Raw genomic sequence first — 21,226 nt, forward strand, 5'->3', positions numbered from 1 at the left:
AAAAGGAAACAGTGTTCCCCCACGAAAGACTCCATTTTAGGTAATTCTAAATTGGAGTTTTTTATTACAACAAACTTCTTACTTCGCTTTTAATAAAATCTATCGCAGTTTCTGTTGGTGGTATCGTTTTAGTATATTCAATTAGTACATTTTCACGCAGTTCATTTGCAGAATTAGCGTTTTCAGATACTTGTCTTAATTTATTTGTAACGGCATTCTTAGCCGCGTAAATAGCGGTCCAAGTATCTTCAGAAATATAGATTTGTTGCACTAAGTTATGTTCAAACTCTTGTTCTATATTGGCAATTAGTAGTTGTAAGTAATCGTTTGTGTCTGTAGAAATTGGTGGAATACGCATTAACATTTTAACAGGATTTATCCTGTCGCAAAAAAGCATTAAACGCTCACATGCCTGTAATTTAATAGGCAAAGCTTCTTTTCTTTTTTGTGCTAATAATTCTAGCTTTTTCTCAGAATTTTTATTATTGATAAAGCCATTAAACATGTAGTAAGCTACTAGACCAGTAACTGCTGCAGGTAAAACATATGCGATACTTTCTAAAATTTTATCTTCCATAAATTAAATAAGGTGTAATGCATACGAATATAAGACTCCTATAAGAATAGCCAAACCAAAACTTAATAAAGTACCAATTAAAATGTACTCCGTTAGTTTTCTATCTTTAGATGAAGTTAAGTCTCCAAACCTAAAAACGGACTTTGCAGCTAATAAAAAACCAATTGCTTCCCAATGATTTGTAGCAACAAAAATAAAGACAAAAAGACGTTCTAAAATACCAATATAACGACCTGCTTTTGCCAAAGAAGCGTCATTTTCTTTTTTACTTTCAGGACTCCATTGTGTAATAAAAACCTTTATAATTATTGCAGAAACACTTGTTATCATTGTTATTGCAATTATTAGAAGCAGTGTTTTACTTGTAAAAACGTTAATTGTAGATAAGTTAAAATCACTATATATAGAAGTCGCAAAAACCAATGCTAAAATATGCAAAACTTGGTCTATTAAAAACCAATTTCTCTTTGTTTTTTTCTTCTGAAGATAGAGTTTAGAAACATCAAAAATAAAATGAGAGACAAGAATAATTATAAAACCTAGCCAGTATTCTTGTAAATTAAATTGAAGAAAAATCAACAATAAAAATGCATGAATACCTAAATGGAAATATAATTTTGAGGATCTAATTTTCTTTTCTTCTTTGTTTTTAACCCATTTTTCTGATTGAAAAACAAAGTCACCTAAAATATGTGCCAGTAAAAACTTTAAAAACAACAACATTTATTCGTTTATTTTTTGGTTGATTAATTTTCTAAACCGTTCTTCTAGCTTCATAATAGGGTCTAAACCTGCGCGTTTTTGTCTTTCGCTAACGCGACCTTGTGTAATACCTAAAATTGCGCCAATTTCTTTTTGTGTTGCCTCTTGCTCTTCTAATGAAATTTTAAAAACTTCCGCAGAATTTACAGACCAAGAATCTATTGTTAATAATGCTAAATCTAGTGCAATATTTAATTCTTCATCAATTTCTTTCCAAGGAGTTTTTATGGCTAAATTTTGTTTTTTTAAATAATTATCAAAAGCAAAACCAGAGTTTATAAAAGCTTCTCCGTTAGACTCCGTAATTTTAGAGCTATTGTATTCTTTTTTACCGATTCCAATGCCAATTCTAACATCAATATTTAAAGTACATTTTAATTGAGCTTTAATTTTTAGTGCAGCATAAAATGCTTTTTCTGCATCTTCTATTTCTAATTGAAAGCTATCTCCTCTATAAATTTGCCAAATCTTAGGTGTTTCTCCGTATGTTTTTAAGATTTTTTTTAACGATTCTAACCAAGAATCGTTATTATTCTTTCTAGAATTTATAATATCTCCAGTTAAAATACTTGTCATTAGTTCTTGTAATTTAAACAAATATAGCCTTTTTCTTTTCAAAAACATAATTTTATCTGCTCTATGACAGATAAGTCTAATTATCTGCTCTATGACAGATATTTATACTTATCTGTTTTTTGACGTATAAAAGGGTAGCAATACAGCTTATTCATTACTAAGAAATATTTTAATCTTATTTCATTTTAAGCCAAAATTTAGTAGGAATAAGTTGTGAATAAAAAATAGCTTTCTTCCTTTACAAAAAGGAATAGTTTGGTTAAATTGACGCTTCAAAATACTTCAAAAATATATCTCTTGAATAGTTACTTAGATTCTTTAAACGAAGCTCAAAAGCAAGCTGTTTTGCAAAAAGATGGCCCAATGATTATTATTGCTGGAGCAGGTTCTGGTAAAACACGTGTATTAACCTATAGAATTGCTCATTTAATGAAGCAAGGTGTAGACTCGTTTAATATTTTATCGCTCACGTTTACAAACAAGGCGGCTAAAGAAATGAAGGCAAGAATTGCTTCTGTTGTTGGGCAAAGTGAAGCCAAAAACCTTTGGATGGGAACTTTTCACTCGGTTTTTGCACGTATTTTACGTTCAGAAGCAGACAAGTTAGGCTTTCCTACAAACTTTACAATTTACGATTCGCAAGATTCTGTCCGTTTAATAAGTTCAATTATTAAAGAAATGGGGTTAGACAGAGAACGGTACAAACCAAAACAGATTTTAGGTCGAATTTCCTCATTTAAAAATAGTTTAATCACGGTTAAGGCATATTTTAATAGTCCAGATTTACAAGAAGCAGATTTACATGCAAGCAGGCCAAAAGTTGGCGATATTTATAGAATCTATGTAGACAGGTGTTTTAAGGCAGGTGCAATGGATTTTGATGATTTATTATTAAGGACCAATGAATTATTGGCTCGTTTTCCAGAAACTTTGGCAAAATACCAAGACCGTTTTCGTTATATTATGGTAGATGAGTATCAAGATACAAATCACTCACAATATATTATCGTAAGAGCTTTGGCAGATAAATTTGGTAATATTTGTGTTGTTGGAGACGATTCTCAAAGTATCTATAGTTTTAGGGGAGCAAATATTCAGAATATTTTAAATTTTCAGAAAGATTATCCTGATGTTAAAACCTTTAAATTAGAGCAGAATTACAGGTCTACAAGTAACATTGTAAATGCAGCAAATTCTGTTATAGAAAAAAATAAAACAAAATTAGATAAAGAAGTATGGACCTCTAATGATGCAGGAGATGCCATAAATGTAATGCGAACTATTTCTGATGGAGAAGAAGGACGTTTTGTAGCGCAATCTATTTGGGAAAACCAAATGAACCATCAGTTAAGTTTAGATAGCTTTTGTGTTCTCTATAGAACAAATTCACAGTCTAGAGCAATTGAAGACGCGTTACGTAAAAAAGGACTTGATTATAAAATTTACGGAGGAATTTCCTTTTATCAGAGAAAAGAGATTAAAGACATTTTGTCTTACTTAAGGATTTTAATCAACCCGAATGACGAAGAAGCATTAAAAAGAATTATCAATTATCCTGCTCGTGGAATTGGAGCAACAACGATTGATAAGCTAACAATCGCAGCAAACCATTATAAAAAATCGATTTTCGATATTATAAAATATATTGATAAAATCGATTTAAAAATAAATGCAGGAACTAAGAATAAGCTTCGTAATTTCATGAATATGATGCAAAGTCTGCAAATAGAATCGCAAACAAAAAATGCGTTTGAAATTGCAGAAATTGTTGTGAAAAAGGCGCAGTTAATAAAAGATTTAGAAAAAGACGGAACACCAGAAGCTGTAAGTAAAGTAGAAAATGTTCAAGAACTTTTAAACGGTATTAAAGATTTTATTACAGATAAGATTGAAGAAGGTAATGATGCTTCTTTAACCACCTTTTTAGAAGATGTTGCTTTGGCTACAGATTTCGATTCAGAAAAAAACGACGATAAGCCAACGGTTTCTTTAATGACCATTCACCAGTCTAAAGGATTAGAATATGCGTATGTGTATGTTGTTGGTTTAGAAGAAAATTTATTTCCTTCTGCCATGAGTATGAATACCCGAAGTGAACTAGAGGAGGAGCGTAGGTTGTTTTATGTTGCGCTAACAAGAGCAGAAAAAGTAGCTTATTTAACGTATGCACAAACACGTTACAGATGGGGTAAATTAGTCGATGCAGAACCAAGTAGGTTTTTAGAAGAAATAGACGATCAATATTTATTTTACATTACTCCAAAAGTAACCAACCCAATAATAAATAACTTTTTAGATAAGAGTATTTTTGATGATGCGCCAAAAGGAATTCGTTTTCAGAAACCAATTCAACGTAAAAAAATGGAACGTGAGATTTCTAAAAAGAAGGAAATTGTAATTCCTAAAAACTTAAAAAAGATTTCTCAGGTTACACCAAAAATGAATCTCTTTGATGGAGATATTATTGTAGGAAATATTGTAGAACACAATAGATTTGGCACAGGAACCGTTATAGGAATGGAAGGTAAGGGGCCAGATAAAAAAGCAGAAATTCAGTTTGCAACCGCAGGAAAAAAGAAATTATTGCTACAATTTGCTAAATTAAAAGTGATTGGCTAAAAATCATTCAAAAAACTAAAAATAAATTGTTATTTTGCAACACTAAATAACTACAAGGTATAAATTGTCCGTTCGAGTGTTTTCTTTTGATTGAAATGACAAAGGAAATGTATCGAGAACACACTTCAAAAATAAATAAATGACATTCGATTTAGAATATAATTCAGAAAGACCGTTAATGATAATACCAGAATACGGCAGACATATACAAAAATTAGTAGACCATTGTTTAGCTTTAGAAACTAAAGAAGAACGAGATAAAATGGCAAAGGCAATTGTAGATGTAATGGGAAATTTACAGCCACATTTACGTGACGTTCCAGATTTTAAACACAAACTTTGGGATCAGTTGTATATTATGGCAGATTTTAAATTAGATGTAGAATCTCCTTACCCACAGCCATCAAAGGAAGAATTAAGAGAAAAGCCAGAAGGTTTAGCATACCCAAAATCTGCATCTAGATACCGCTATTATGGTAACAATATTCAAACCATGATAGATATTGCTTTGAGTTGGGAAGATGGAGATAAAAAGGAAGCATTGGTTTTTACCGTTGCAAATCACATGAAAAAATGCTATTTAAACTGGAATAAAGACACGGTTGACGATGCAGTGATTTTTAAGCATTTATTCGATTTATCTGATGGGAAAATTGATTTAAGAGAAACTGAAGAAGCTCTTTCTGAAAGCAAAAATTTGTTAAGAAAAAGAAGTACTCAAGGACAAAGTACCTCGAAAACCACGTATAAGAAACCACAGCATAGTAATCAAAATAAAAACAGAAAAAGATAAGAGTCTATGGCATCATTTAAAATTGAAGGCGGTCATAAATTAAAAGGAACCATTACTCCGCAAGGAGCAAAAAATGAAGTTTTACAGATACTTTGTGCCGTTTTATTAACTCCAGAAAAAGTAGTTGTAAACAATGTTCCAGATATTATTGATGTAAATAAACTAATTTTTATTCTTGGAGAATTAGGAGTAAAAGTAGATAAATTAAGTAGAAACTCTTATTCATTTCAGGCAGATGAAATTAATTTAGATTATTTAGAATCTGCAGATTTTAAAAGAGATGGAAGTTCTTTAAGAGGGTCAATTATGATTGTTGGTCCGTTATTAGCTCGTTTTGGTCGAGGGTATATTCCGCGTCCTGGAGGAGATAAAATAGGAAGAAGAAGACTAGATACACATTTCGAGGGCTTTATTAGATTAGGTGCAAAATTCCGTTATAATAAAGAAGAATATTTTTACGGAGTAGAAGCAGAAGAGTTACACGGAACGGAAATGTTGTTAGATGAAGCCTCTGTAACCGGAACGGCTAATATTTTAATGGCAGCTGTTCTAGCAACAGGAGCCACTAAAATTTACAATGCAGCTTGCGAACCATACATTCAACAACTATGTAAAATGTTGAATTCTATGGGAGCAAAAATTTCTGGAGTTGGTTCTAATTTACTAACTATTGAAGGAGTAACTTTTTTAGGTGGTTGTGAGCATACAGTTTTACCAGACATGATTGAAATTGGCTCTTGGATTGGTGTTGCAGTGATGACACGCTCTGAGTTAACAATTAAAAATGTTAGTTGGGAAAACCTTGGGCAAATACCTAATGTATTTAGAAAACTAGGAGTTCAATTAGAGAAAAAAGGTGATGATATTTACATTCCAGAACAAGAATCTTATGAGATTCAGAATTATATAGATGGTTCTGTTTTAACAGTAGCAGATGCACCTTGGCCTGGTTTTACCCCCGATTTATTAAGTATCGTTTTAGTAATTGCAACACAAGCAAAAGGAACCGTGCTAATACATCAAAAGATGTTTGAAAGCAGATTATTTTTTGTTGACAAATTAATTGATATGGGAGCAAAAGTTATTTTGTGTGATCCTCATAGAGCAACAGTAATTGGAATGAATTTTGAAAGCTCATTAAAAGCAACCAAAATGACATCACCAGATATTAGAGCAGGAATTTCTTTACTAATCGCTGCATTATCTGCTAAAGGAACCTCAATAATCAATAATATAGAGCAAATAGATAGAGGCTATGAGAATATTGAAGCTCGTTTAAAATCTATTGGTGCTAAGATTGAAAGAATTAATGAGTAAAAAAAAATGATGAATAAGAAAAAGTGTTTTATGAATTTAAAATAAATACTTTTTAATGATGATACGGAATTTATATAACGAAGAATGGAAAAAAATTGAGTTTGATGAAAAAGTTTCTATAAAAAAGAAATTTAAAATTTCAAATTTTGGTAGAGTTATTTATTGCGAAGGCGATAAAGAATCGTTAAGAAAAAAGAGTTTCATTAACGATTATGAAACTATTTCATTAAAACAAGCAGTAAATAACAAATCTACAAGTAGATATGTTCACAAACTCGTTGCCCAACATTTTTTAGAAAAAGAAAATGAAGAACAAGTTTTTGTTTTACATATTAATTATGATAAAAATGACAATACTGTAGAAAATTTAAAATGGGCAACTAAACGAGAAAAAGAATTACATCAGTTTAAAAACCCAGTATTTATAGAATCTCGAAAAAACATTAAAACCAATTATAAGCTTAGTGTAGGGAAAGTAAAAATTATAAAAAAACAACTTCAAAATAAAAAAAATAGAATTACCATGATTGCTAAGCGTTTTGGAGTTTCAGATATGCAAATTCATAGAATAAAATCTGGTGAAAATTGGGCTCATGTTACTATTTAAGAATAAAAAAAGTGTCAGTCTGACACTTTTTTTTTGTTGGCAACATTTTTGCCAATATAGAGTAGACAATTTAACGATTACAAAGAAATGAGTAAGAAAGACAAAATAAAAGAAGAGGAAATAAAAAACGAACAAGAAAATGTTCAAGTTGAAGAAAATCAAGAAGTTGAGGTGGAGGCTGTAATAGAGGAACCAACAACCGAAGAATTACTTCAAGCAGAAAAAGATAAGTTTTTGCGTTTGTTTGCGGAGTTCGAAAACTATAAAAAAAGAACAAGTAGAGAAAGAGTAGAGCTGTTTAAAACAGCAGGACAAGAATTAATGACATCTTTACTGCCAATTATTGATGATTTCGAACGTGCGCTGCCACATATTGAAGATGATAAAGAAGCAGGAGAACTAAGAAAAGGAGTTTTATTAATTTATCAAAAATTCTACAATACTTTAGAGCTAAAAGGCTTATCTAGGTTAGAAACAAATGCTGGTGATGCTTTCGATGCAGAAATTCACGAAGCAATTACACAAATACCTGCACCATCAGAAGATTTAAAAGGTAAAGTTATAGACTGTGTAGAAAAAGGATATAAGTTAGGTGACAAAATTATTCGTTATCCAAAGGTAGTTATCGGACAGTAATTTACAATTAACAATGTACAATTACCACTAATCACTGATTACTGTTAATTGATAATTGAAACAAAATGGCAAAACAAGATTTTTACGAAATATTAGGTCTTTCAAAATCTGCTTCGCAAGCAGAAATTAAGAAAGGCTATAGAAAAATGGCTATTAAATATCACCCGGACAAGAACCCAGATGATAAAAGTGCTGAAGAAAACTTTAAAAAGGCTGCAGAAGCTTATGAAATATTAAGTGACGAAAATAAAAGAGCACGTTATGACCAATATGGTCATGCTGGTTTTGAAGGACCTCAAGGCGGCGGCGGTTTTGGCGGCGGCGGAATGGATATGGATGACATATTTAGTCAATTTGGAGATATTTTCGGCGGTGGCGGAGGTGGTTTCGGCGGAGGCTTTGGTGGTTTTGGCGGTGGCGGAGGTCAACGTCAGGCAAGAGTTAAAGGAAGCAATATGCGAATTCGTGTAAAACTTACTTTAGAAGAAATAGCAAAAGGTGTTGAAAAGAAAGTAAAAGTTAGACGTAAGGTTCAAGCAGATGGGGTTTCTTATAAAACATGTACTACTTGTAATGGTTCTGGTCAACAGATGCGTGTTACCAACACTATTTTAGGTAGAATGCAAACAGCAACAACTTGTGGAACTTGTTCTGGAGCTGGAGAAATTATAAGCAGTAAACCAAATGATGCAGATGCACAAGGTTTAATTATTAGAGAAGAAACTGTTCCTATAAATATTCCTGCAGGAGTAACAGAAGGGGTTCAATTGAAAGTAGGAGGGAAAGGTAATGAAGCACCCGGTAAGAACTCGATTGCGGGTGACCTATTAGTTTTAATTGAAGAAATTCAGCACGAAACTTTAAAGAGAGAGGGAACTAACATTCATTACGATTTGTATGTTAATTTTTCTGAAGCTGTTTTAGGAACCAGTAAAGAGGTTGATACTGTTACAGGAAAAGTTAAAATTAAAATTGATGCAGGTACACAATCTGGTAAGATTTTAAGACTAAAAGGAAAAGGTTTACCAAGTATTGAAAGATATGGAACTGGAGATTTCTTAATTCATATTAATGTTTGGACGCCTCAAGAATTAAATAAAGAGCAAAAACAATTCTTTGAAAAAATGGCTGATAGTGAGAATTTTACACCAGCTCCGAATAAGTCGGATAAATCATTTTTTGAAAAAGTAAAAGATATGTTTTCATAGACATATGTTATAATTATAGATTATAATAAAGAAACTTATCAAAAAATAGTTTTTATTATAAGATTTAATATATATTTGTAGTGTTGCCGATTTATCGGCAACACTTTTTCTTTTTCATAGCAATTTTTCCCACTCAATTTATTGAGTGGGTTTTTTATGAAAAGAAATTGTAGTTTTGTAAAATATTAAAAAATAAGCAGGCTTATCTTATCGACTTGTTTTAACAAGTAGGAAAGTCCGGACACCAAAGAGTATCATAGCGGATAACATCCGTCCAGCGTAAGTTGAGGACCAGTGCAACAGAAAGTATGTACAGTTCGGCTGTAGTGAAACCAGGTAAACTCTATGAGGTGCAATGCCATGTATATTAGAGTTTGAGAGCTACTCGCTCGATTCTAAAGGGTAGGCAGATGGATTCTAAGAGCAATTTTAGAACTAGATAAATGATAAGAACCTTTTTAAGGGACAGAATTCGGCTTATTAGCCTGCTTTTTTAATATTATTTTAGGTAGATTTTTATATTATGATAAAATACCTTGCTTTTAATTATAAAATCATCAGTATTTAAGAATATAACTTTTCTTTATTCATTAATTGTAGCTATCTATTATTTATCTTTTAAAATTCACTTAAAAAATGTAATTTTGTTTTACTTATAATCATAAAATTTAACGAGAATATGGCTTTTGATATTGAGATGATCAAAAAAGTGTACGCAAACGTTGTAGAACGAGTAGATGCCGCACGTGAAATTACAGGAAAACCTTTAACTTTAGCAGAAAAAATATTATATAGTCACCTTTGGGATGGAAATCCTAAAAAAGCTTTTTCGAGAGGGAAAGACTATGTAAATTTTGCTCCAGATAGAATTGCTTTACAAGATGCAACCGCGCAAATGGCTTTGTTGCAATTTATGCAGGCAGGAAAAACGAAAGTTGCTGTTCCTACAACTACACACTGTGATCACTTAATTCAAGCTAAAAATGGTGCAAGTTCAGATTTACAGTCAGCTTTAAATACAAGTAATGAAGTTTTTAATTTCTTAGAATCTGTATCTAATAAATACGGTTTAGGTTTTTGGAAACCTGGAGCAGGAATTATTCATCAAGTAGTATTAGAAAATTATGCATTTCCAGGAGGAATGATGATTGGTACAGATTCTCACACAGTAAATGCTGGTGGTTTAGGTATGGTTGCTATTGGTGTTGGTGGTGCAGATGCAGTAGATGTTATGGCAGGTATGGCTTGGGAATTAAAATTCCCAAAGTTAATTGGAGTTAAGTTAACAGGAAAACTTTCTGGTTGGACAGCGCCAAAAGATGTAATTTTAAAAGTTGCAGGCATTGTTTCAGCAAAAGGAGGAACAGGAGCAATTGTAGAATATTTTGGTGAAGGAGCAACTTCTATGTCTTGTACTGGTAAAGGTACTATATGTAATATGGGTGCAGAAATAGGAGCTACAACTTCTACTTTTGGTTATGATGAGTCTATGGAACGTTATTTACGTGCTACAGATAGAAGTGATGTTGCAGATGCTGCAAATAAAGTAAAAGATTATTTAACGGGAGATACAGAAGTGTATGCAAACCCAGAACAATATTTTGATCAAGTAATTGAAATAAACTTATCTGAATTAAGCCCTTTATTAAACGGACCATTTACGCCAGATTTATCTACAAAAGCTGGTTCAGATATGACTGAGGCTGCTAATAAAAATGATTGGCCTTTAACAGTTGAATGGGGTTTAATAGGTTCTTGTACCAACTCTTCTTATGAAGATTTATCGAGAGCTTCTTCAATTGCACAACAAGCAATTGATAAAGGTTTAAAGATGAAATCTGAATTAGGAATTAATCCAGGTTCTGAGAAAGTAAGATATACTGCAGATAGAGATGGTATTATAGGAATCTTTGAAAAATTAGATGCTAAAATATTTACCAACGCTTGTGGACCATGTATTGGTCAATGGGCACGTTATGAAGATCCTAAAAATGCACCTAAGAACTCTATAATTCATTCTTTTAATAGAAACTTTGCAAAACGTGCGGATGGTAATCCTAATACACATGCTTTTGTAGCTTCACCAGAAATGGTAGCAGCAGTGGCTATTGCTGGTCGTTTAGACTTTAATCCAATTACGGATAAATTAATCAACGAAAACGGTGAAGAAGTAATGTTAGATGAACCGACAGGATGGGAATTACCTCCAAAAGGTTTTGAAGTAAAAGATGATGGTTATTTAGCGCCAGAAGAAGATGGGAGCCATGTACAAATAGCTGTAAAAAGCGATTCTGAAAGATTACAATTATTAGAGCCTTTTACGCCTTTAGGAAATGATTTAACAGGTGTAAAGTTACTAATAAAAGCACATGGGAAATGTACCACAGATCACATTTCTATGGCAGGACCATGGTTACGTTATAGAGGTCATTTAGATAATATTTCTAACAATTGTTTAATAGGAGCTGTGAATGCTTTTGGAATGAAAACAAATTTTGTTAAAAATCAATTAACAGGTGAGTTTGGTGGTGTACCAGATACTGCTAGAGCTTATAAAGCAGCAGGAGTTAAAACAATTGTTATTGGAGATCACAATTATGGTGAAGGTTCTTCTAGAGAGCATGCTGCTATGGAACCAAGACACTTGGGTGTTGCGGCTGTTTTAGTAAAATCTTTTGCTAGAATTCATGAAACAAACTTAAAGAAACAAGGAATGTTAGGTTTAACATTTGCAAATGAAGCAGATTACGATTTAATACAAGAAGATGATACTTTTAACTTTGTAGATTTAAATGAGTTTGCGCCAAATAAACCTTTAACTATAGAGGTTGTGCATGCAGACGGATCTAAAGATACTATTGTTGTAAATCATACATACAATGAAGGTCAAATTGAATGGTACAATGAAGGTTCTGCTTTAAACTTAATAAAGAAAGAAAACGCTTAATATTTCTAATGTTTAAATATAAAACTCTCGAATTTCTTCGAGAGTTTTTTTGTTACACAAAATGATGAAGAATACAGAAGAATTTAATCAATTTTTAAACGAGCTTTCAATAGAACCAATACCAGTTATTGATGCAGCTATTGCTCTTGAGAAATACCTACCAATAGATATTTCTGAAAAAAATACCGATCTACAAAATTTTGATGTTTCTTCCTCTAAAGAATGGGAAAAACACATCAATTCATACTTAAAAAAGAATGAAAAGGAAGTTGCTTATGGAGGTATTTAGAAAAAAGAAATTTATATGATCGAAGTGATTATTTTAAAAATATAACAGAGAAAGAGAAAAGGAATATTCATTTAGGTATCGATTTATGGTGCAAAGTGAATACAAAAGTATTAGCTGTTTTAGATGGCGAAGTTTATAGTTTTAAAAATAATAATAATTTTGGAGATTATGGACCAACCATTATCTTGAAACATCAAATTAATAAGGAAGTTTTCTATAGTTTGTATGGTCATTTATCTTCAAACTCAATTAAAAATATTAAGATAGGAGACGTTGTTTTAGAGGGGAGTACAATTGGTTTCCTAGGAAATGCTGAAGTTAATGGGGATTATGCTCCTCATTTACATTTTCAGATTATTAGAAATATGGAACAAAATTTTGGAGATTATCCTGGAGTTTCATCTGAAGAAAATGTAGCTTTTTATAAGAAAAATTGTCCAGACCCTAATTTATTACTAAAAATTAAGATTTAACCTGTAAGCTATTATAAGGTTTTCAGACTTTTAAAAGAACTAATATAAAGTGTACTTTCATGAAAAACTTTTGGTTCTTTGATAATGTAAACTTATTCAATCTTCTTTGTCCACATAAGTTCAAAGAATATAAGGAATGTCACACTTTCGATTTGTATAAGAAAAGTGACTATATTTATTTTACTGAAGACGTAGCTAATAAAATTTTTTTAATTGAAAAAGGAAAAGTGAAAATGGGTTATTATACAGAAGAAGGTGAGGAGGTCGTAAACGCTATTTTAACTAAAGGTGAATTATTTGGTGAAAAAGCAATTTTAGGAGAAGAAAAAAGAGAAGAATTTGCACAATCTATAGATGCTACAACATCAATTTGTCCGATAGGAGTAGATACAATGCACGATTTAATGCGTGATAATAAAAATTTTAGCTTAAAGATTTATAAGTTTTTAGGTTTAAGGTTTAAAAAATTAGAAAGAAGACTACAATTAATTTTATTTAAAGACACACGAACTCGTTTTTTAGAGTTTACAAAAGAATTATGCGAAGAGTATAGTTACGAATGTGAGAAGACTGGAGATAAAGTAATAGTTCATCCTTATACCCAAAAAGATATTGCTTCTTTAATTGGTACTTCTAGATCTAATTTAAATGTTTTAATGAACGAACTAAAACAGGAGAATATCATCAATTTTAATAGAAAAGAATTAAGAATTTTAGAAAAAAGTGCATAAGTGTTTGTTAGCGAACATTTAAAGATTTATTAAGGATATAGCTTTGTCATCAATATTAACAATAAATATTTAATAAGATGAAAAAAGTTTTAAATTTAGCAATAGTTTTTACGTTGACTACATTTTTTGTATCATGCAGCAATAATGAGAATGAAGTAACAACAGGTAACTTAACCGTAGACTTTATCGGCTTAGAAGAATTAGGCTCAGACTTTGTCTACGAAGGTTGGTTAATTGTAAACGGTAGTCCCGTAAGTACAGGTACTTTTACAAGTATTACTTTTCCACAAACATATACTGTAGGTATTAGTGATTTACAAACAGCAACAAAATTTGTATTATCTATTGAACCAGCTATAGATTCTGATCCTGCACCAGCAGCAACAAAAATTTTAGCAGGAGACTTTTTAGAGAATTCAGCAAGTGTAAATTCAGATAATATTGTTGTAGATGCAAATGGAGCTATTAAAACTTTAGGAGCTTCTTGGGGGAAATATATTCTAGCAACACCAACAGATGATGATAATACAAATGAAGCTAGTGGAATTTGGTTTTTAGACAATTCTAGTTCACCAACCATTGCAGGTTTAGGTTTGCCAACATTAACTGCAGGATGGAAGTATGAAGGTTGGGTAGTCTTAGGAGGAACTCCAGTAAGTACTGGTACATTTACTTCTGCAGAAGAAGCAGATAATAATGCTACCACTTCACCTTTTAAGGGAACAAAAGGAAATGGTCCTGGTTACCCAGGTGAAGATTATTTAATGGGTTCTGTTGCAGAAATTGATTTTCCTACAGATTTAAAAGGAGCAACTGTTGTTATTTCTGTAGAGCCTAGTCCAGATAATAGTGTTGCACCATTTACTTTAAAACCATTAGCACATATGGTTCCTGCAGACGCAATAAATCATACTGTAATTGATATGGAAGCAGGACCAATTGCAATTTTATCTGGTACAGTAACTAGATAAATGAAATAAATTTACTATTCAATTTTCTTAATGGTTAATTAAATCGAAGGGTAATTCATGTTATATGAATTACCCTTTTTAGTTTTATAGATATAAAAAATGCCCAAATAAAGTCTTACTTTAAATGGGCACCAACTAACCAACCAGTTGTTTTATTTTACATTAATTTTTAAAGGCATTTTATAAATTTCACCTTTCTTAATTCCTTTTACAGTTATTATTTTGTAATTCAATTTTCTTTTTAAAAAAGAATTTAATTCAGAAACTTTAGAATTTACAGATAATACTACAATTTCATTTTTATTATTTATAATAAAAGTAACTTCAGCTGTAGTTGTTTTATTTAATTGAACAGGAATGTTATTTCCAATAAAAGAAGACATTTCTGTTCTTAATGTTTTTGTTTTTTTAGGATTTACTTCTGTTGCAGAAATAGAAAATACAGTTGATAAACTAATTGCGATTACGGCGATAATTGTTTTTAAATTCTTCATAATAGATGTGTTTTAGATTGATGTTATATAGTAAAGACGACATCAATTTAAAAACGTTTCAGCAATTACGGAGTTTAAGTTTTAATTAACGTTAATTAACAAAAATTAAGAAATAATATGTTTTTTTTGTAGTTAATTAACTGTAAGTTAGTATTTTAAGTTTTTAATACTTGATTGATACTTTTAAGAATAATTTCACACCCTTTTACAAGTTCTTTGTCTGATATTGTAAGCGGAGGCGTAATTCTCATTGCTCGACCTTCAAATAATAAAAAGAAGAGAATCAATCCGTTTTCTAAACACTTTAAGATAATTTGAGCAGCAAGTTCAGGTGTTTCAACGAGTGCAGCTAACATTAGTCCTTTTCCTCGAATTTCTTTTATAGCAGTATGTTGTAGCTGTTTTCTAATAATTTGTTCTTTGCGTAAACTTTCTAAAAGTAAATTCTCGCTTAATATTTCTGTTAGGGTGGCATAAGCAGCAGCAGCAATAACAGGATGTCCTGCAAATGTAGAGATATGACCCAATTTAGGATTGTCTTTTAATGCCCCCATCATTGTAGAAGAAGAAATAAAAGCGCCAATTGGCATACCGCCACCCAAACCTTTTCCTGTGATTATGATATCTGGAACGACATTGTAATTTTCAAATCCCCAAAAAGTACCCGTTCTACCAATTCCTGATTGAATTTCATCTAAGATTAAAAGTGCACCAACTTCTTCACATCTCTTTTTTACTTTTGATAAAAACCCATTTTTAGGTTCTATAAAACCAGCACCACCTTGAATAGTTTCTAAAATAACAGCAGCAGTTTTGGGAGTGATGTATTCTAAATCAGCTTCATTATTATAGATGATGAATTTTGTACCCGGAATTAATGGTCTAAATGCTTGGTTTTGTCTTTCTACACCAGAAACACTCATTGCGCCCATAGTATTCCCATGATACGAGTGCTTTGCAGCAACAATTTCAAATTTACCTGTAACTCTTTTGGCTAATTTTAAAGCACCTTCAGTAGCTTCTGTTCCTGAATTTGTAATGTAAACAGCATTTAGGTTTTTGGGAGAATTCTGTGCTAAAAGCTTACATAAATCTACTTGTGGCTTTTGAATAAATTCACCATAAACCATAACATGTGCATAAGAATCTAACTGATTTTTAATTGCTTCTGTAACTTTTGGATGGTTATGACCTAAACTATTCGCAGAAACGCCCGCCACAAAATCTAAATATTCTTTGTCTGAAGTATCATAAATATAACTTCCTTTTGCATGCGAAACTTCTATAGCTAGTGGGTGAGGAGAAGTCTGTGCTTGGTATTTAAAGAAATCATCTTTCATCTATTTGTTCTTTGTAGTAATTTCTTTTTTACTTTTTTTAGGATCGATAATTAGTAAAGGTTTTATAACGTCCTTATCGCTTTTAATAGGCGTTTTTTCGCCTTTATCTTTTTTAAAAATATCTTCTTGCGTTTTAGGTTGTTCGTTTTCTCGCCAAATAAAACCTTGTAATTTTTTATCTTCCTCAGGAAATTTTGAAGGAGGATAGGTTTTTCCTTCCGAAGTTTTTAAATATTTTATTGTTTCTATTTGCCCTTTATCAAGGGTGAATTCTATATTACTAGAAATTTCTTTTGTAATGGTTTCTATAATATTTGTTTCTTCATTTCTATTGTAATAAACCGATTCTGCATTTCCTTTTACTAAAAGTAAATGGAGTTTGTTTTCCTTAAATTTACCAAACATATTTCTACCTTTTATTTGGTTGAATTCGTTTACAGATAAAGAATCTTTAGAGACAATAAAAGCATTGTTTAAGACTTTTAAAGAATCTAATTTCTCTGTTTCTACGTTAGAAATTAAATGGATTGTATCGCCAGTAATTTGGTTTCCGTCTGACCATAAAACCGGATCTCTAAACATTTTAGTAATTCCGCTTTGTTGATCTGTATATATCGAATCGCATTTTCCTTGTAAATCAGATTTAAATATTTTAACATTATGGTAGGTTCTTACTATTCTTTTTTCAGGAATACCAGTAACTAACAAAGTATCTCCATGAATAAAGGTTGAATCTTTGTCTACAATAGAAATAGCAACGGCTCTTTTAATGATAAAAAGGGAATCTTTTTCTTCAAATATTTCGGCATAATTTCCTCTAGTTACAAAGTTTTTTACGGTGTCTATTACTTGAATATTGTTTGTTGCAGAAGCAAAACCTTTCTTTTTATCGTAATACAAACTATCACCTTCTACTGTTCTTTCTTTTAAATAGAGTTTCGCATTTTTTACAAAATAAGAAATATCTGTTTTTGTGTTATAGAAGCCACGTTCACAATAAATTCTATTTTCATTTTGGGTATTAGTAATGGTTGATGGACCATACAAGTATGTTAAACCAGAATTTGTATAATAATCTAAATGATTCGAAACTAAATTGTGTTCTGGGTTTACAACGGTAACTTTAGTAGTTGCTGTAAATTTTTTGGTTTCTAAATAATAGTTTCCGTTTTTACTATTTAAGGTATTTGTTTGATCTTTTATAGTTGCATAACTTTGATAATATAATTTTTGATTTAATCTGTCGAATTGTAAAGTATCTGTAGTTAACGTCATTTCAGGATCTTTTAAAACTACATTTCCCCAAGATAATGCTTGTTTAGAATTTGCATCATAATCTAAGTAATCACTCGTTTGCGTAATGGTATCTCCTTGTTTGATAATAACATTTTGAAGTGCCTTAAAAAAGTTTTCTTTCTGATAAAATAAGGCTTGTTTACAAGTAAGAACAGCACCTTCATGCGTCATTTTAACGTTTCCAAGTAAAACAGTTGCACCAGGGTATTTCTCTTCATCAACATATTGTTGCTCAGAGGAATAAATCATTTTTTTAGATTGTGAAAAACCTAAAATAGAATATAAGAGAAAAGAGAACACTAAGAATTTTTTCAAAAGATGCTGTTTTGTACAAAAATACTGAAAAGATTATAGTTGATTACTAAAGAAAAGTGAAATTTAACCGAATACTTACTCGTTTATAAAGGTACTATTTATCGCTTCTATGAACAGAATATCTTGTAGTTTTGCAAAAAAAATAAAAATAATGAATTCCTTTTTTGATTTATCTGTTGAAGAAATGAAATCTTACGGTTATAAGATTGTAGATTTAATTGTAAGCCATTACGACCAAATAGAAAATAAAAAGCCAGTTTCTAGTGCAACTAGGGTAGAAATGGATGCTGTTTTCTTGCAAGAAGCTCCGGAGAAAGGAATGGATGCAGACAAAGTTTTAGACTTTGTAATGGAAAATGTAATTCCTAATAGTAATATTTCTAGCCACCCAAAAGCGTTTTCTTTTGTTCCTGGACCAAGTAACTTTATTAGTACAATGGCAGATTCTTTAGCAACCGGATTCAATATTTTTTCTGGCGGTTGGATTGTTTCTCCTGCAGCAGCAGAATTAGAGATTGTTACGTTAAACTGGTTGTTAAAAATGTTTGATTTTCCGGTAACAAAAGGTGGCGGAATCTTTACAAGTGGTGGCTCTATGGCAAATTTAACAGCTTTAGCTACTGCAAGAAAGGTAAAGTGTGGAGACGATTTTTCTAATGCTGTTATCTATTTATCAGACCAAGCCCATTCTTCAAATATAAAAGCAATTAGAGTATTAGGTTTTAAAAAGGAACAAGTAAAAATAATACCGACAGATATAGAATTTAAGTTTAGTATTAATAAACTAAAGAACGAAATTGCAAAAGATAAATTAGAAGGGAAAAAACCTTTTTGTATTATTGCTTCTGCTGGTACAACAAATACAGGAACGGTAGATCCTTTAGATGCGTTGGCAGACATTTGTGAAAAAGAAAATCTTTGGTTTCATATTGATGGTGCTTATGGTGGCGCTGCAATTTTATCTAAAAAAGGAAGTAAAATTTTACGAGGAATAGAACGTGCAGATTCTTTAACTGTAGATCCTCATAAATGGTTTTTTCAACCTTATGAAATAGGCTGTTTATTAGTGAAAGATGCTTCTTGGTTAAGCAATACGTTTAGTGAAAAACCAGAGTATTTAAGAGATATTGAAGGGAATGAGTCGGAAATTAATTTTTATGACTACGGTATTCAGTTAACTAGAAGATTTAGAGCTTTAAAGTTTTACATGTCTATAAAAACTTACGGATTAGAAACCTTTAAAAAAGCCATTACGTATAATATTGATTTAGCAGACCAAACGGAAGATTTGTTAAGAGAAAGTAAAAACTGGGAAATAGTTTCACCAGCAACCTTAGCAATTATTAATTTTAGATACAATCCTTTAGGTTTAAATTTAACTGAAAAAGAAATAGATACACTAAATCAAGAAATTTCAGCTAGAGTTGTTGCCTCTAAAGAAGCACTTTTGGTAACTACAGTTTTACAGAATCAGATTGTAATTAGAATGTGTTTAATAAACCCTAAAACAACTTTAGGTCACATTAAAGAAACATTAAGTCAATGTGATGCATTTGCTATTGAAGTACTCTCTGAGTGGAAAAAATAGCCTTACAATTCTGAACAAATATCCCTAAAAGTGCTATAGGAATAAGTGCACTAACCAGTACTAAAAATTGGTGATAATTATCGAATATAGATAGTTGTTGCCAATTACAAAAACCTTTATAAAAAATTAAAAATTCAGAAATAACAAAGCCTGTAAGGTAGATTATTAACCAAATTTTTGAAAGTCTTAATATTTTAAAATAATATAAGAAAACGAATAAACTTAAACTTACCAATCCTAAAAAAGTAAGGTGTAAATAACCAATTACAAAATCTATAATTTGCGATATTAATTCAGCAAAATAAGGAATTGAACTAACAAACTGTAACACTATTTTAAAGATAAAAAGTAGGTAAATAAGTTTTAGTAACTGAAATAAAAAAGGGCTTAGTTTCTTAGATAATTCAGGTTTGATATTATTAATAATTTGATAAAATTTAAAAAGGGCTATAATCTGTAGAAAACCTCCAATAAAAGCAATAATATAAATATACACTGGTGGTTTTATCCATAAAAACGATAAAAATAAGGTGCATATACAACCTAAAAGCATCAATATGTAAAGTTTTTTGATACTGTTTTTCTGAACCTTTATTTTCTTTTTTTCCAAAAAGAAGAAAAACAACCCTAATAAACAGAAAATAAACCAACCATTGTATTGGAAATGTAAATAGAAATAAATAGCATTTTTATACCAATGAGAAGAATTTCCAAGGGTGTTCATAATAATTCCTATAACCCAAGGTCCGATGCTAGAAAAGACCATAAATAGGAGCGAAGTATTTATAAATTTGTAAGTATAACTTGCCTTATTACAGGCATTATTTTTTCTAAAAAGGGCATAAAACCAATAGGTACAAATTAGAAATAAGGTAGAAAATATTATTGAAAACAATGCATAGCCAGTTATAGGAAAACTGACCAACATTCCTATAATTGTTATTTGAGTACACCAAAAAACAACAGCATATCTTTTAACAGCTTCTTTTTTTATAAATAAGTAAAATATTAATGAAGTTAAAGCAACATATACCCAGCCCAATAAAGCAATATGCGAATGTGTATGTACAATATATTTATAGTTAGCACTTACAGCTACAACAGGAAAAAGTCGCAATAAAACACCTAAACTAGCTGCTACTAGAAAATAAAAAAGACTAATTAAAATGTGTTTTTTTATAATTATCATTTTATAATTTCATTCAAGTTGTTATTTATTTTATATTCATTTGCCATTTCTAAAATTGTTTTTGTTTTAAGTTTTTTTATCAATTCATTTTTAAAAGGCATATATAAATGGTGAACTACACAAGGGCTTTCATCGCTACACTGAAGTTGGCCTAAATAACATTGGTTAAATTTTTCGATATCGTCAACGCAATCAATAATATCAAAAAGTGAATATTTTTCATTTTTTCTAGATAAATAAAACCCTCCATGAGGTCCTTTAATAGAAGATATTATCTCCTTTTTTGTTAGTTCTTGTAGCGTTTTTGCTAAAAAAGGAGCTGGTATTTTTAATTTTTCAGCAATCTGTTTAGCGCTTATTTTTTTCTCTTTGGTCGCTGTATTTGTAAGGTATAAAACTGCAATTATTGCATATTTACTTGCTTTTGACAACATGGTTTTGTTTTCTACAAAAATAAAAAGATAAAAACATCTTTTTATGATAATTGTCATATTTCTT

The 21,226-nt window shown here is 30.8% G+C and carries 20 protein-coding genes and 1 other RNA gene; 13 read left to right on the forward strand and 8 right to left on the reverse strand.

Translation table 11 applies throughout. The features are described from left to right. Window positions 1–64 precede the first annotated feature (64 nt). The 3 genes from CW731_RS01440 to CW731_RS01450 are packed head-to-tail and all read right to left on the reverse strand — an operon-like array spanning window position 65 to window position 1,915. Window positions 65–577 (reverse strand): hypothetical protein, encoded by a 513-nt coding sequence (locus CW731_RS01440; RefSeq protein WP_100945046.1) that lies wholly within the window; start codon window positions 575–577, stop codon window positions 65–67. A 3-nt stretch (window positions 578–580) separates the two neighbouring features. Then, on the reverse strand, window positions 581–1,300 hold the full coding sequence (locus CW731_RS01445) for a DUF3307 domain-containing protein (RefSeq protein ID WP_100945047.1): 720 nt from the start codon (window positions 1,298–1,300) through the stop codon (window positions 581–583). Beyond that, a complete protein-coding gene (locus CW731_RS01450) occupies window positions 1,301–1,915 on the reverse strand; it encodes a SatD family protein (protein WP_100945048.1) in 615 nt (204 codons plus the stop codon). A 297-nt stretch (window positions 1,916–2,212) separates the two neighbouring features. On the opposite strand from CW731_RS01450, the gene CW731_RS01455 reads away from it, so the two are divergent. From CW731_RS01455 to CW731_RS01505, 12 genes are all read left to right on the forward strand, one after another. Then, window positions 2,213–4,534 (forward strand): ATP-dependent helicase, encoded by a 2,322-nt coding sequence (locus CW731_RS01455; RefSeq protein WP_100947591.1) that lies wholly within the window; start codon window positions 2,213–2,215, stop codon window positions 4,532–4,534. Window positions 4,535–4,673: 139 nt separating this feature from the next. Next, window positions 4,674–5,327, forward strand: a complete 654-nt coding sequence (locus CW731_RS01460; protein WP_100945049.1) for a DUF4290 domain-containing protein — start codon at window positions 4,674–4,676, stop codon at window positions 5,325–5,327. A gap of 6 nt (window positions 5,328–5,333) precedes the next feature. Beyond that, on the forward strand, window positions 5,334–6,644 hold the full coding sequence (gene murA, locus CW731_RS01465; protein WP_100945050.1) for a UDP-N-acetylglucosamine 1-carboxyvinyltransferase: 1,311 nt from the start codon (window positions 5,334–5,336) through the stop codon (window positions 6,642–6,644). Window positions 6,645–6,702: 58 nt separating this feature from the next. After that, a complete protein-coding gene (locus CW731_RS01470; protein ID WP_100945051.1) occupies window positions 6,703–7,251 on the forward strand; it encodes an HNH endonuclease in 549 nt (182 codons plus the stop codon). 87 nt (window positions 7,252–7,338) lie between these two features. Further along, window positions 7,339–7,887 carry a nucleotide exchange factor GrpE gene (locus CW731_RS01475; protein WP_100945052.1) on the forward strand — a complete coding sequence of 183 codons (549 nt, stop codon included), beginning with the start codon at window positions 7,339–7,341 and terminating at the stop codon, window positions 7,885–7,887. A gap of 65 nt (window positions 7,888–7,952) precedes the next feature. Then, a complete protein-coding gene (gene dnaJ / locus CW731_RS01480; protein ID WP_100945053.1) occupies window positions 7,953–9,095 on the forward strand; it encodes a molecular chaperone DnaJ in 1,143 nt (380 codons plus the stop codon). A gap of 193 nt (window positions 9,096–9,288) precedes the next feature. Next, an RNA gene (gene rnpB, locus CW731_RS01485) (RNase P RNA component class A) lies at window positions 9,289–9,591 on the forward strand. Window positions 9,592–9,774: 183 nt separating this feature from the next. Beyond that, a complete protein-coding gene (locus CW731_RS01490) occupies window positions 9,775–12,042 on the forward strand; it encodes an aconitate hydratase (RefSeq protein WP_100945054.1) in 2,268 nt (755 codons plus the stop codon). Between the two features lie 61 nt (window positions 12,043–12,103). Further along, a complete protein-coding gene (locus tag CW731_RS15925) occupies window positions 12,104–12,331 on the forward strand; it encodes a hypothetical protein (protein ID WP_368356656.1) in 228 nt (75 codons plus the stop codon). 95 nt (window positions 12,332–12,426) lie between these two features. Continuing rightward, window positions 12,427–12,804, forward strand: coding sequence for a peptidoglycan DD-metalloendopeptidase family protein (locus tag CW731_RS15930; protein ID WP_368356657.1), 378 nt, complete (start codon window positions 12,427–12,429; stop codon window positions 12,802–12,804). A gap of 59 nt (window positions 12,805–12,863) precedes the next feature. Beyond that, window positions 12,864–13,535 (forward strand): Crp/Fnr family transcriptional regulator, encoded by a 672-nt coding sequence (locus tag CW731_RS01500; RefSeq protein WP_100945055.1) that lies wholly within the window; start codon window positions 12,864–12,866, stop codon window positions 13,533–13,535. Between the two features lie 77 nt (window positions 13,536–13,612). Continuing rightward, entirely contained in the window at window positions 13,613–14,506 is an 894-nt protein-coding gene (locus CW731_RS01505) for an anti-sigma factor (protein WP_100945056.1), read from the forward strand. Window positions 14,507–14,658: 152 nt separating this feature from the next. On the opposite strand, the gene CW731_RS01510 is transcribed toward CW731_RS01505, so the two are convergent. The 3 genes from CW731_RS01510 to CW731_RS01520 form a co-directional block, all read right to left on the reverse strand. Then, on the reverse strand, window positions 14,659–15,000 hold the full coding sequence (locus CW731_RS01510) for a hypothetical protein (protein WP_100945057.1): 342 nt from the start codon (window positions 14,998–15,000) through the stop codon (window positions 14,659–14,661). A gap of 155 nt (window positions 15,001–15,155) precedes the next feature. Continuing rightward, window positions 15,156–16,340 carry an aspartate aminotransferase family protein gene (locus tag CW731_RS01515; protein WP_100945058.1) on the reverse strand — a complete coding sequence of 395 codons (1,185 nt, stop codon included), beginning with the start codon at window positions 16,338–16,340 and terminating at the stop codon, window positions 15,156–15,158. Then, a complete protein-coding gene (locus tag CW731_RS01520; RefSeq protein ID WP_100947592.1) occupies window positions 16,341–17,885 on the reverse strand; it encodes an OstA-like protein in 1,545 nt (514 codons plus the stop codon). It abuts the gene before it with no gap. A 217-nt stretch (window positions 17,886–18,102) separates the two neighbouring features. Here CW731_RS01520 and CW731_RS01525 point away from each other — a divergent pair, with 217 nt between their 5' ends. Next, a complete protein-coding gene (locus CW731_RS01525; protein ID WP_100947593.1) occupies window positions 18,103–19,539 on the forward strand; it encodes an aspartate aminotransferase family protein in 1,437 nt (478 codons plus the stop codon). On the opposite strand, the gene CW731_RS01530 is transcribed toward CW731_RS01525, so the two are convergent. Together CW731_RS01530 and CW731_RS01535 are read right to left on the reverse strand one after the other, a co-directional pair. Further along, entirely contained in the window at window positions 19,508–20,728 is a 1,221-nt protein-coding gene (locus CW731_RS01530) for a hypothetical protein (protein ID WP_100945059.1), read from the reverse strand. The genes CW731_RS01525 and CW731_RS01530 overlap by 32 nt on opposite strands. Then, window positions 20,725–21,219: an Rrf2 family transcriptional regulator gene (locus CW731_RS01535; protein WP_232734701.1), complete on the reverse strand. Its 495-nt coding sequence runs from the start codon at window positions 21,217–21,219 to the stop codon at window positions 20,725–20,727. Before CW731_RS01535 ends, CW731_RS01530 begins: the two co-directional genes overlap by 4 nt. Window positions 21,220–21,226 lie beyond the last annotated feature (7 nt).

Origin of the sequence: Polaribacter sp. ALD11 (assembly GCF_002831685.1) — a bacterium.
Classification (GTDB): Bacteria; Bacteroidota; Bacteroidia; order Flavobacteriales; family Flavobacteriaceae; genus Polaribacter.